Here is a 12,888-nt window from a genome sequence, read left to right on the forward strand (position 1 = left end):
CACGGGTTGGGCGAAGTAGGTTCGATCCTAACCACGGTCACCGACGGCGACCATGAGCGACTCAGCCCAGGCAGTTCGGGCCGAGCAGGCCCTTGAGATCGCCGAAGAGATCCGCGCTCACCGACACCGGGTGCGGGACCTCGAAGATCTTGGCCATGCCGTCGCGGTGGAGCTTCAGGGTCACCTCGGTGTCGCCGCGGTGACGGCGCAGCACCGCCGCGAGATCCTCCACGACGCTCTGGGTCGCGCGCTGCTCCGGCATCACGAGCACGAGGGCGCCGGCCGCATCCACCGCCCCGAGATCCGGCGAGAAACAGCTCTGCGCGTGCAGGTTCATCCCATCGTCACGGCGGGACACCCGGCCACGGACGACGAGGATGGAGTCGGCCACGAGCTGCGACTGGAACTCGAGATACGTCTTGCCCATGAACATCACGGTGATCTCGCCGTTGAAGTCCTCGACGGTGATCATGCCGTACGGATTGCCGCTCGCCTTGGCCACGCGGTGCTGCACGTTCGTGACGAGCCCGGCGATCGTGACCTGCTCTCCGTCGGGGAGGTCCTCGGAGGCCAACAGGTCGTGGATACCGATGGACGCGTGCTTCGCGAGCGGGATCTCGAGCCCCGCGAGGGGGTGATCGGACACGTACAGGCCCAGCATCTCGCGTTCGAAAGCGAGCTTGTCCTTCTTGGTCCACTCCGGACGTTCGGGAACCTTGGTCACCTGCTGCGGCTCGTCCCACAGGCTGTCGAAGTCGAACCCGACCTCGCCGTGCGCCTCCCGGCGCTTGTCCAGCACGGCCTGCTCGGTGGCGTCCTCGTGGATCTCCAGGAGCGCCCGGCGGGTGTTGCCGAGCGAGTCGAACGCCCCCGCCTTGATGAGGGATTCCACCGTGCGCTTGTTCGCGACGTGCACGGGCACCTTGTTCAGGAAGTCGTGGAACGACGTGAACCGGCTCTCGGCGCGTGCCTCGATGATCGACTCGACGACGTTCGATCCGACGTTGCGCACCGCGCCGAGCCCGAAGCGGATGTCCTCGCCGACGGCCGCGAAGTACTTGATGGACTCCCCCACGTCCGGCGGGAGGACCTTGATCCCCATCCGTCGGCACTCGTTGAGGTAGATCGCCATCTTGTCCTTGGAGTCGCCGACGCTCGTGAGCAGCGCCGCCATGTACTCGGCGGGATAGTGCGCTTTGAGGTAGGCCGTCCAGTACGACACGAGGCCGTAGGCCGCGGAGTGCGCCTTGTTGAAGGCGTAGTCCGAGAAGGGCAGGAGGATCTCCCAGAGCTTCTGCACGGCCTCGTCCGAGTAGCCGTTGGCGTGCATGCCCGCCTGGAACCCGGCGAACTGCTTGTCCAGCTCGGACTTCTTCTTCTTACCCATCGCGCGGCGCAGGATGTCGGCCTGGCCGAGGCTGAATCCGGCGACCCGCTGCGCGATCGCCATCACCTGCTCCTGGTAGATGATGAGGCCGTAGCTGGTGTTCAGGATGTCGGCGAGCGACTCCCGGAACTCCTCGTGGATCGGCGTGATCTCCTGCTGCCCGTTCTTGCGCAGCGCGTAGTTGATGTGCGAGTTCGCGCCCATGGGGCCGGGGCGGTAGAGCGCGATGACGGCCGAGATGTCCTCGAAGTTGTCCGGCTTCATGAGACGCAGCAGCGACCGCATCGGGCCGCCGTCGAGCTGGAAGACACCCAGCGTGTCTCCGCGGGAGAGCAGCTCGTAGGACGCCTGGTCGTCGAGGGTCAGATCCTCCAGCACGAGCGGGAAGCCGCGGTTGGCGGCGATGTTGTCGAGCGCATCGTTGATGATCGTGAGGTTGCGCAGCCCCAGGAAGTCCATCTTGATGAGCCCGAGCGACTCGCACGCCGGGTAGTCGAACTGGGTGACGATCTGGCCGTCCTGCTCGCGGCGCATGATCGGGATGATGTCGATCAGCGGATCGCTGGACATGATCACACCCGCGGCGTGCACGCCCCACTGGCGCTTCAGGTTCTCCAGGCCCACCGCCGTGTCGAACACGGTCTTGGCCTCGGGGTCGGTCTCGATGACGCTCCGGAACTCGGACGCCTCCTTGTACCGGGGGTGCTGGGGGTCGAACATGCCGTCCAGCGGCATGTCCTTGCCCATCACGGCCGGCGGCATCGCCTTGGTCAGCCGGTCCCCCATGCTGAACGGGAACCCGAGCACGCGCCCGGCATCCTTCAGCGCCTGCTTGGCCTTGATCGTGCCGTAGGTGACGATCTGCGCGACACGCTCGTCGCCGTACTTCTCCGTGACGTACTGGATCACCTCGGCGCGCCGGCGGTCGTCGAAGTCGACGTCGAAGTCGGGCATCGAGACGCGGTCCGGGTTCAGGAAGCGCTCGAAGATGAGGCCGTGCTGGAGCGGATCGAGGTCGGTGATCTTCATGGCGTAGGCGGCCATGGACCCGGCGCCGGACCCACGCCCGGGACCCACCCGGATCCCGTTCTTCTTCGCCCAGTTGATGAAGTCGGCGACGACGAGGAAGTAGCCCGGGAAGCCCATCTGCACGATGACCTCGGTCTCGTACTCCGCCTGACGGCGCACGTCCTCGGGGATGCCGTTCGGGTAGCGCTCGTTGAGGCCGTTCTCGACCTCCTTGATGAACCAGGACTCCTCGGTCTCGCCGTCCGGCACGGGGAAGCGCGGCATGTAGTTCGCGCTGGTGTTGAACTCGACGTTGCACCGCTCGGCGATCAGCAGCGTGTTGTCGCATGCCTCCGGGTGGTCGCGGAAGATCTGCCGCATCTCGGCCGGGGACTTGATGTAGTAGCCGTCGCCGTCGAACTTGAAACGCTTGGGATCGTCGAGCGTCGATCCGGACTGCACGCACAGGAGCGCCGCGTGGCTGGTGGAGTCGTGCTGGTGCGTGTAGTGCGAGTCGTTCGTCGCGACGAGCGGGATGTCGAGATCCTTCGACAGCCGCAGGAGATCCGTCATCACGCGCCGCTCGATGGACAGCCCGTGGTCCATGATCTCGGCGAAGTAGTTCTCCTTGCCGAAGATGTCCTGGAACTCGGCGGCTGCAGCACGCGCAGCGTCGTACTGACCGAGGCGGAGCCGGGTCTGCACTTCGCCGGAGGGGCATCCGGTGGTCGCGATGAGCCCTGTGGAATAGGTCTGCAGGAGTTCGCGGTCCATGCGCGGCTTGAAGTAGTACCCCTCGATGCTGGCCTTGGAGGACAGCCGGAAGAGGTTGTGCATGCCCTCGCTGGTCTGCGAGAGCAGGGTCATGTGCGTGTACGCACCGGAGCCGGAGACGTCGTCGCCGGACTGCTCGGGGCTCCCCCAGCGCACGCGGGACTTGTCGGAGCGGTGGGTCCCGGGGGTGACGTAGGCCTCGATCCCCACGATGGGGTTGATGCCCGCGGCCTTCGCGGTCTTGTAGAACTCGTAAGCGGCGAACGTGTTGCCGTGGTCCGTGACCGCGATGGCGGGCATCCCGAGCCGGGACGCCTCCTGCACCATGGGACCGATACGGGCGGCTCCGTCGAGCATCGAGTACTCGCTGTGCACGTGAAGGTGTACGAAGGAGTCTGCTGCCACCCCTCGAGTCTACGTTCGGCCACCCCCGCGGGCGGGCCCGGTGTGTCGCCCCGGCCCGTTCTCCCTTCCCCTTACCCCTCCCCCTTTTTCCCGCGACACTGCATCCTGCGCACGAGACAGCGCGTGGCTGCATCCGTCTCGTGGTTGCCCTGCAGTCTCGCGGGATCCCCGGGGGCGCCGGCGCTACCGTGGACGGATGGCCACCCCGGACTTCATCCTCGAACTGCGCCGCATGGTCGGCACCCATCCCCTCACGCTCACCGGCGTGACCGCCGTGATCGTGCGGGGCGATCGGGTCCTGCTCGGTCGCCGCGTCGACAACGGCGCCCTCACCCCCATCACCGGGATCGTGGACCCGCACGAGGAGCCGGCGGATGCGGCGCGCCGCGAGGCTCTCGAAGAGGCCGCGGTCACCATCCGGGTGGACCGCCTGGCGTGGGTGCACCAGATCCCGCGGGTGACCTACGAGAACGGCGACCGGACCGACTACCTCGACCTCACGTTCCGCTGCACCTGGCTCTCCGGCGACCCCTACCCCGCGGACGGGGAGATGACGGAGGTCGGCTGGTTCCCCTTCGACGACCTCGGCGAGGTGGATGCGGATATGCGCGAGCGGATCGCGATGGCCCTGCAGGACGGGCCCTCGCGTTTCGAGGGCGGACGCTGACCGGACGGCCCTCGCTCCCGCGAGACTGCACGCACGCGACGAGACTGCGGCTGGTTACGTCCGTCTCGTGGTGTGCCTGCAGTCTCGCGGGCTGAACGCACCTCGCACGACAGCGGCTCCGCGCGGCCGCGGGCGCGCGCGCGGCGGGGGGCGGAGGTCAGCCCAGGTCCAGGCGCATCAGTACCCGGGGGAACCCGTTCAGCACCGAGTCCGTGCGGGCCGCCTGGCGGAAGCCGGCCTGCTCGAACAGGGCCTTCGTCCCCACGTACGCCATGGTCAGATCGACCTTCGCGCCGCGGTTGTCGACCGGATAGCCCTCGATCGCCGGCGCCCCCTCGGCGCGCGCGAACTCGACTGCCCCGTCCAGCAGCCGATGGGAGATCCCCTGACCGCGATGACCGGGGCGCACGCGGATGCACCACGCGCTCCAGACATCCCGGTCGTCGAGTCGTGGGATCCTCCGGTTGCGTGCGAACGACGTGTCGGCCCGGCGGTGCACGGCCGCCCAGCCGACCACATCCGCGCCGTCGTAGGCCAGGACGCCGGGCGCTCCCCCGGCCAGCAGATCCCGCACCCGCTCGCCGCGGGCCGTGCCGGTCAGCGCGCGGTTCTCACCGCTCGGCAGCCGATAGCTCAGGCACCAGCACACGTTCGCGTCGGGACGCCGTGGTCCCACCATCGTGCGGATGTCCTCGAACGATGTGGCAGGGCGCACCGTGATCGTCATGCCGATACTGTGCCACCGCCCCGCAGAACGCGCGAGACTGCATCCTGCGCACGAGACAGCGCGTGAACACGTCCGTCTCGTGCCGTGCATGCAGTCTCGCGGGAGAAGAACCGCGGGACCGCGGGGGTCACTCCCCGCGGAGAACCGCCAGCGCGTGGGCGAGGTCGGCAGGATACGGCGACGTGAAGGTCACCCACTCCCCCGTTCCCGGGTGAGTGAAGGACAGTTCGTGGGCGTGCAGCCACTGCCGGGTGAGACCCAGCCGTGCCGAAAGCGTGGGGTCGCTGCCGTACAGCGGGTCGCCGACGCACGGATGCCGGTGCGCGGCCATGTGCACGCGGATCTGGTGTGTGCGCCCGGTCTCCAGATGCACCTCGAGCAACGACGCACCGGGGAACGCCTCGAGCGTCTCGTAATGGGTGACCGAGTCCTTGCCCTCGGGGCGGACGGCGAACTTCCACGAGTGCGAGGGATGCCGGCCGATGGGGGCGTCGATCGTACCGGCGAGCGGATCCGGATGCCCCTGCACCACCGTGTGGTAGATCTTCTCCACCTCACGTTCCTTGAACGCGCGCTTGAGCGCCGTGTACGCCGTCTCGCTCTTCGCGACGACCATGAGCCCGCTGGTTCCGACGTCGAGCCGGTGGACGACGCCCTGCCGCTCCGCGGCGCCCGTCGTGGCGATCCGGAACCCGGCGGCGGCCAGCGCGCCGAGCACCGTGGGCCCCTCCCAGCCGAGCGACGGATGCGCCGCCACGCCGGCAGGCTTGTCCACCACGACGATGTCGTCGTCGTCGTACGCGATGCCGAGATCGGGCACCGCGAGCGGAACGATCTCGGGCTCCCGCTTGGGCGTCCACTCCACGGAGAGCCAGCCACCGGCGCGCAGGCGGTCGGATCTGCCGATCTCCCGGCCGTCGAGCGTCACGCCGCCCGCATCGGCGATATCCGCCGCGAATGTGCGCGAGAAGCCGAGCATCTTGGCCAGGGCGGCGTCGACACGGACACCGTCGAGCCCGTCCGGGACGGGCAGCGAACGCGTCTCCATGTCAGTCCCGACGCGATTCGTCGGCATCGGATGCCGTCGGAGGAGCACCGACGTCGGGGTTCCCGACCGGGAACGCGGCGTCGCGGTCGGTGCCGGTCCCGACCGGGGTGGCCTCGCCATCCGCCGTCACGGGCGTCTCCGCCGCACGTTCGCGGGTGCCGTCGAACCGGAGACCGATGAGCACCAGGAGTGCCACGCCGATCATCATGGTGACGATGAAGATGTCGGCGACGTTGTAGATCGCCGGCATCATCCACGGCGTGGAGATGAAATCGACCACATGCCCGACCGGGAAACCGGGTTCCCGGAAGAGCCGATCGGTGAGGTTCCCGAGGACGCCGCCCAGCAGCAGGCCGAGCAGGATCGCCCAAGCCCGCGAGTGCACCCGGCGCGAGATCACGATGATCGCGATGGCGACCGCCGCCAGGGCGATCGTGAAGACCCAGGTCACTCCCTCGCCGAGCGAGAACGCGGCCCCGGGGTTGCGGATCAGATAGAAGACGAGCGCGTCACCGAGGATCTGCACCGGCTGCTCGGAGGGGAGCAGGGCGATGGCGAGGAACTTGGTGAACTGGTCGGCGGCCAGCACCAGCACCGCCAGAGAGGCGATGATGATGCCGGCCGCCGCCGCACGCAATGGTGGTCGAGCCGTCAACGGCCGGCCTAGAGGCCGATGGCCGAGACCGGGGTGTTGCCGGTGCCGGTGGACGACGTCTCGAGGTCGCGGAGCTTGCCCTCGATGAAGCTGCGCAGCTGCGAGCGGTAGTCGCGCTCGAACTGGCGGAGCTCGGTGATGCGGCTCTCGAGGACGGTGCGCTCCTTCTCGAGGCGCTCCATCTCGGCACGGCCCTTGGCCTCGGCCTCGGACACGATGGCCGTGGCCTGCGCCTGGGCGTCGGCGATGAGCGCGTCGCGCTGCGCCTTACCCTCGGCGACGTGCTCGTCGTGCAGGCGCTGGGCCAGCTCGATGATGCCCGCGGTCGCGGCCGCACCGTTCTCGGCGGCCGGCGCGGGCGTCTCGACGACCACAGCCTCCTCGACGACGGCTTCTTCGCGCTCGGGAGCCTTCTCTTCGGCGGGAGCCGCCGCAGCCGGGGCGGCTTCGCCCGACTCGTAGGCGGCGAGCTTCGCCTTCAGCTCTTCGTTCTCGGCGATCGTCTTGCGCCACTCGACGACGATCTCATCGAGGAAGTCATCGACCTCGTCGGGGTCGAACCCCTCCTTGAAACGTACGTGCTGAAACTGCTTGGTGACGACGTCATCCGGTGTCAATGCCATGATGATTCCTCTTTCGGGGCGTGGCGGCATGCCGATGTCAGGGGGGTGATGCCCGCGAACGGGCCGCTTCAGGACAGCATAGTCGGGCGCGAATCACCCCGCGAGGGAGCGAGTCACCGACAGCAGGATGAAGCAGAGCAGCATCGTGAGCGCGAAAGCGAAATCGATCGCGATCGGTCCGATGCGGAGGGGAGGGATGAAACGGCGCAGCAGCTTGATCGGCGGGTCGGTGACCGTGTAGACGAGCTCGGCAGCGACGAGACCCGCGCCCTTGGGGCGCCACTCACGGTTGAAGATCGGAATGTACTCCAGGATCAACCGTGCCAGCAGCACCAGGACGTAGATCAGCAGCAGGGTGTTCGCGATCGAGGCGAGGAGGCGGACGATCTCCACGGTCGACTACGGCTGCGTGAACGGTGCAGCCTCAGGATCGGCCTGGGCGACCGCTCCGTCGCCGGACACCGCGACGTTCTCGGGGGAAAGCAGGAAGACCTTGCTGGTGACCCGTTCGATGCGGCCGTACAGCCCCAGCGACAGGCCGCTCGCGAAGTCGATGAGCCGGCGCGCGTCGGCGTCGCTCATCTGCGAGAGGTTGATGATGACGGGGATGCCCTCGCGGAAGTTCTCCGCGATGATCTGCGCGTCGCGGTACTGCTTGGGGTGGACCGTCAGGATCTCCGTCACGGCGCCGACGGCAGGCTGGCGCACCACGGCGGGACGGTGCAGCGGCGTCACGGGCGCGGCGACCTTCTCCACGGCCTGCTGCTGCTGCTCGCTCTTGCGGGTCGCGCGGGTGGGCGCTTCCTCCTCGTACACCTCTTCCTCGTCGGCGAGGCCCAGGTACACCATGGTCTTCTTCAGCGGGTTCGACATCGCATCCTCCGTTTGCTCGTCAGTTCGAGGCTATCCGCGCAGAGGGCGCGGGCCCGTTATTGCCGAGCCGATCCGCAGGTGTGTCGCACCCGCCTGGATCGCCTCGGTGAAATCCCCCGTCATCCCGGCAGAGATCCAGCGCGCCTCGGGGGCTACGGCGCGCACTCGTTCGGCGTATCCGTGGAGGCGCGCGAAGGCCCGCGCGGGTTCCTCGTCGAGCGGCGCGACGGCCATCAATCCGCGCAGCTTCAGCGTCGAGCATCCGCTGACGTGCTCGGCGAGGGCGACGAGCCCATCGGGGGCGACGCCGCCGCGCTCGGGGTCGTCGGTCATGTTGACCTGGACGAGCACGTCGAGCACGTCCTGCCCGGGCTCCGCGGCGCGGTCGAGCGCGTCCGCGAGGCGTGCCCGGTCGACCGTGTGGACGACGGATGCCGCAGCGCGCACGGCGCGGGCCTTGTTCGTCTGTGCCTGGCCGATGAAGTGCCAGCGCAGATCGACGAGCGCGGCGGTCTCCGCCGTCTTCGCCGTCATCTCCTGCTGCCGGTTCTCGCCGACGTCGCGCACGCCCAGCGCATACAGCTCCTCCACCAGGGACGCCGGGTGGAACTTCGTGACGACGATGCGCGTCAGCTCCGCCGGGTCCCGTCCGGCATCGCGCGCGGCTGCGGCGATCCGGTCGTCGATCTCGGCGAGTCGCCGGGCGAGCTGGTCCTGCACGTGTCCTCCGTCGGGCGGGTGGGGAATATGGTGCGGGCGGGTCCGCGGCGCGAAGCACGCGGACCCGCCCAGTCGAGCCGGACGTCCTACTTGAGGAAGTCCGGGATGTCGAGGTCGTCGTCGCCGAAGGCCGAGTCGTAGGACGACGGCTCCGTCGCGCCGACCGAGACCGGCACGGCCACCGGCTCCTCGACCGGGACGGGGGGCGCGGGCCGCTCCGCCACGGGCACGACCGGCGCGGGGCTCGTGAGCGGGTTGACCGCGGGACGGGCAGCGAGCACCGGCTCCAGACGGGGGCTCGGCTCGCCGCTGTCGAAGCCGGCGGCGATGACGGTCACCCGCACCTCGTCGCCCAGCGTGTCGTCGATCACGGTTCCGAAGATGATGTTGGCCTCCGGGTGCGCGGCCTCCTTCACCAGCTGTGCGGCGTCGTTGATCTCGAAGATGCCGAGGTTCGATCCGCCCTGGATCGACAGCAGCACGCCGTGCGCGCCTTCGATCGACGCTTCCAGCAGGGGCGATTCGACGGCGAGCTCCGCGGCCTTGATGGCCCGGTCGGCTCCGCGCGCGGAGCCGATGCCCATGAGCGCCGAGCCGGCGCCCTGCATGACGGACTTCACATCCGCGAAGTCGAGGTTGATCAGGCCGGGGGTCGTGATGAGGTCGGTGATGCCCTGCACACCGGCGAGCAGCACCTGGTCGGCCGTCGCGAACGCCTCGATCATCGAGATGCCGCGGTCGCTGATCTCCAGCAGCCGGTCGTTCGGCACGACGATCAGCGTGTCGACTTCTTCCTTCAGCTTCGTCACGCCGGCTTCGGCCTGGCTCTGCCGACGGCGCCCCTCGAAGGAGAAGGGCTTGGTGACCACACCGATCGTGAGGGCGCCGATGGACTTGGCGATGCGCGCGACGACCGGCGCACCACCGGTCCCCGTCCCGCCACCCTCTCCGGCGGTCACGAAGACCATGTCGGCGCCCGCGAGCGCCTCCTCGATCTCCTCCGCGTGGTCCTCGGCAGCGCGTCGCCCGACCTCGGGATCGGCACCTGCGCCGAGCCCGCGGGTGAGCTCGCGGCCCACGTCGAGTTTGACGTCGGCGTCGCTCATGAGCAGCGCCTGCGCGTCGGTGTTCACCGCGATGAACTCCACCCCGCGCAGCCCGAGCTCGATCATGCGGTTGACGGCGTTGACACCGCCACCGCCCACTCCGACGACCTTGATCACTGCAAGGTAGTTCTGGTTCTGGCTCATGCCGGCCTCCGTCTCGTCCCGAACCCATGTCCCGGCCGGGCCTGAACCTTAAACCTCAGCTAGAAGTTTAAAGAATTGCCCGGTATCTCATTCCTGTCATGAAGGTATGCGGATGCAGCAGGCACACCCCGCGCATCGTGGGCGTGTCGCACAATCCCCCGGATTCGGTTTCCCGGGCGCGCCGCATTCGCGGGCTCCCCGGCGCCCGCGGAACGGCGATCGCGATCGCTCGGAAGAGCGGCCTACGCGTGCCGGTCAGCGGACGACGACCGCCTCGGACGAGGACACGTCGTACACCGCGACACCGTCCGGCGGCCGCGTGACCATGATCTTCTCCAGGAGCAGGGCCTTGAGCGACGACTCCTCCGCGCTCCCCCACACCACCCGCGTGTTCGTCGCGCCCATGGTGAGCGTCACATCGTCGGCCGTCGATGCGGTGACGGCGGTCACCTGGCCGCGCAACCCCGGCGGCAGCGCGCGCATCACGGTCCCCGCCGCTTCGAAGGCGCGCGAGCCCGTGCCGCCCGTGACGTCCAGGAGGGGGTGACCCTCGGGGGCATCGGGGGTGGTCGCGAGGGCGACGCCGGCCGCATCCACGAGCGTGTACCCGGATGCGGACGACAGCACGCCGATGGGCGTGCGCTCCACGATCCGGACGATCAGGTCGTGCGGCGGCCGCGCTTCCAGCGTGTAGGACTCGACCAGCGGGAACTGCACGAGCGCCGCCTTGACGGCGGACTCGTCGATCGCGGCGAGCGGCGTGCCGACCTGCCCCTCGAGGGCCGCCGCCACCTCATCCGCGCCGAGCTGCTGATTGCCCACCACCTGGATCCGCTGCACGGCGAACAGCGGGCTGTAGGCCGCGCCGACCGTCGCGACCGTCAGGAGCACCAGGGACACCGCGACACCCAGCCACACCATCCGCCGGCGCCGCTGACGCACGGTGAACCGGCGGACCTCGGCGCGCAGCGCGCGGCGTCGTGCCCGCCCGGCGCGCCAGACGTCCCGCATCCGGACCGGTCCCGTCTCCGCCGCGGGGTCGGCCGTCGCGGCAGCGTCGTCCGGGCGCTTCGGGTCCGCCACCGGCGCCGCCTCGTCGGGGGTCACCGGACGGACCGGGAGCGGGAGGAGGAGCGGCACGATCGGCGCCGTCTCCTGCGCGTCCTGGTCCTGCGGGTCCGGCTCCGCACCCTCGGGCGACGGGGCCGCCGACGGCGCGTCGTGCGTGTCGTCCCGGCGCGGCCGGATGGGCTCGTCGCGGCCGCGCGAGGACGACGCCCCCGCGGGAGTCGGCAGCGGCGAGGGGCGACGCATCGGCTCAGCGGCTCCCGGCCGGGGCGGACGCGCCGAGCGAGGCGAGGATCTGAGGGATGATGCGGTAGACGTCCCCGCATCCGAGGGTGACGACGAAGTCTCCCTCCCGCGCGATGGATGCGGTGTAGTCCGCGGCATCCTGCCAGTCCGCGACGAATCGGACGCGCTCGGGGTCCCCGAACGCCTCGCTGACCAGTGCTCCGGTGACCCCGGGAACCGGATCCTCCCGGGCACCGTAGACGTCGAGGACGACCGTCTCGTCGGCCAGCTCCTCCAGCACCCGGGCGAACTCGGCGGACATGAGCTGCGTGCGCGAGTAGGTGTGCGGCTGGTGCACGGCGATGAGACGCCCGTCCCCCAGCACGGTGCGGGCGGCGGAGAGGGCTGCGGCCACCTCCGTGGGGTGGTGCGCGTAGTCGTCGTACACGCGCACGCCGCGCTGCGTCCCGTGCAGTTCGAACCGCCGCACGGTGCCGGAGAAGGCCTCGACGGCACGCGCCGCATCCGCCAGGTCGTACCCGAGGGTGGTGAGCACGGCGACCGCGCCCGCGGCGTTGACGGCATTGTGCGCACCGGGGACGGCGAGCTGCACGCGAGCGCTCCGCCCGTCCCGGGAGACGGTGAACGCGGCGGGTCCGTCGGTCGTGACGTCGGTGATCCGCACGTCCGCGGCCGGGTCGAGACCGAAGGTGAGCACGTTCGGATGCGTCAGACGCGCCGAGACCTCGCGCGCGCCGGCATCATCCGCCGAGATCACGACCGCTTCACGTGCCGCATCCGCGAACCGCGCGAAGCCGTCGAAGAACGCCTCCCGCGAGCCCCAGTGGTCGAGGTGGTCGGGGTCGACGTTCGTGATGAGCGCGATCGAGGTGTCGTAGAGCAGGAACGTACCGTCGGACTCGTCGGCCTCGATCACGAAGAGCTCGTCCGCGCCGGTGCCGCTGGAGATGCCGAGCTGGGCGATCACTCCCCCGTTGACGAAGTTCGGGTCCGCGCCGAGCTCCTGCAAGGCCGTGACGAGCATGCCCGTCGAGGTGGTCTTGCCGTGCGCACCCGCGACCGAGACCAGGCGCCGGGAGCCGATGAGCCAGTGCAGCGCCTGCGACCGGTGGATGACGGAGAGTCCGCGCTCTTTGGCCGTGACGAACTCGGGGTTCTCCGGCCAGATCGCGCCGGTGTGGATGACCGTGTCCGCATCCCCGAGGTGCGCCGCGTCGTGCCCGACGTGCACGTCGGCGCCCGCGGCGGCGAGGTCGCGCAGGGCCTGGCTGTCGGAGCGGTCCGAGCCGGAGACGCGGATGCCGCGGGCGAGGAACATCCGGGCGAGCCCGGACATGCCGGATCCGCCGATGCCGATGAAGTGCGCGGCCTCGATCGAGGTGGGCAGGGGAAGGCTCAGGTCGGGTCTGATCATGACCCTGCAAGTCTAGGTTCGCG

12 protein-coding genes are annotated in these 12,888 nt (G+C 69.5%); 1 reads left to right on the forward strand and 11 read right to left on the reverse strand.

Translation table 11 applies throughout. From position 1 onward, the window contains the following. Positions 1-61 precede the first annotated feature (61 nt). Entirely contained in the window at positions 62-3,574 is a 3,513-nt protein-coding gene (gene dnaE, locus F6J84_RS09380) for a DNA polymerase III subunit alpha (RefSeq protein WP_150973238.1), read from the reverse strand. Between the two features lie 196 nt (positions 3,575-3,770). Here dnaE and F6J84_RS09385 point away from each other — a divergent pair, with 196 nt between their 5' ends. Then, entirely contained in the window at positions 3,771-4,241 is a 471-nt protein-coding gene (locus F6J84_RS09385; RefSeq protein WP_150973240.1) for an NUDIX hydrolase, read from the forward strand. A gap of 157 nt (positions 4,242-4,398) precedes the next feature. Here F6J84_RS09385 and F6J84_RS09390 read toward each other — a convergent pair whose 3' ends face one another. From F6J84_RS09390 to murC, 10 genes are all read right to left on the reverse strand, one after another. Continuing rightward, positions 4,399-4,968, reverse strand: a complete 570-nt coding sequence (locus F6J84_RS09390; RefSeq protein WP_150973242.1) for a GNAT family N-acetyltransferase — start codon at positions 4,966-4,968, stop codon at positions 4,399-4,401. A 127-nt stretch (positions 4,969-5,095) separates the two neighbouring features. Beyond that, complete coding sequence (locus F6J84_RS09395) at positions 5,096-6,016, reverse strand: RluA family pseudouridine synthase (RefSeq protein WP_150891756.1); 921 nt, start codon at positions 6,014-6,016, stop codon at positions 5,096-5,098. 1 nt (position 6,017) lies between these two features. Then, positions 6,018-6,671 (reverse strand): signal peptidase II, encoded by a 654-nt coding sequence (locus tag F6J84_RS09400; protein WP_150973244.1) that lies wholly within the window; start codon positions 6,669-6,671, stop codon positions 6,018-6,020. Positions 6,672-6,679: 8 nt separating this feature from the next. Then, positions 6,680-7,294, reverse strand: a complete 615-nt coding sequence (locus F6J84_RS09405; RefSeq protein WP_150973247.1) for a DivIVA domain-containing protein — start codon at positions 7,292-7,294, stop codon at positions 6,680-6,682. A gap of 93 nt (positions 7,295-7,387) precedes the next feature. After that, complete coding sequence (locus F6J84_RS09410; RefSeq protein ID WP_150891759.1) at positions 7,388-7,687, reverse strand: YggT family protein; 300 nt, start codon at positions 7,685-7,687, stop codon at positions 7,388-7,390. 6 nt (positions 7,688-7,693) lie between these two features. Further along, complete coding sequence (locus F6J84_RS09415) at positions 7,694-8,167, reverse strand: cell division protein SepF (RefSeq protein ID WP_150973249.1); 474 nt, start codon at positions 8,165-8,167, stop codon at positions 7,694-7,696. A gap of 30 nt (positions 8,168-8,197) precedes the next feature. After that, positions 8,198-8,887, reverse strand: coding sequence for a YggS family pyridoxal phosphate-dependent enzyme (locus F6J84_RS09420; RefSeq protein ID WP_150973251.1), 690 nt, complete (start codon positions 8,885-8,887; stop codon positions 8,198-8,200). Positions 8,888-8,973: 86 nt separating this feature from the next. Continuing rightward, positions 8,974-10,137, reverse strand: coding sequence for a cell division protein FtsZ (ftsZ, locus tag F6J84_RS09425; protein WP_150973252.1), 1,164 nt, complete (start codon positions 10,135-10,137; stop codon positions 8,974-8,976). A 255-nt stretch (positions 10,138-10,392) separates the two neighbouring features. Continuing rightward, positions 10,393-11,451 (reverse strand): FtsQ-type POTRA domain-containing protein, encoded by a 1,059-nt coding sequence (locus tag F6J84_RS09430; RefSeq protein ID WP_150973254.1) that lies wholly within the window; start codon positions 11,449-11,451, stop codon positions 10,393-10,395. 4 nt (positions 11,452-11,455) lie between these two features. Continuing rightward, the gene (gene murC, locus F6J84_RS09435; protein WP_150973256.1) at positions 11,456-12,865 is read right to left on the reverse strand and encodes a UDP-N-acetylmuramate--L-alanine ligase; all 1,410 of its coding nucleotides are present in this window, start codon (positions 12,863-12,865) and stop codon (positions 11,456-11,458) included. Positions 12,866-12,888: the final 23 nt, after the last annotated feature.

Source organism: Microbacterium caowuchunii, from assembly GCF_008727755.1.
GTDB classification, from domain to species: domain Bacteria; phylum Actinomycetota; class Actinomycetes; order Actinomycetales; family Microbacteriaceae; genus Microbacterium; species Microbacterium caowuchunii.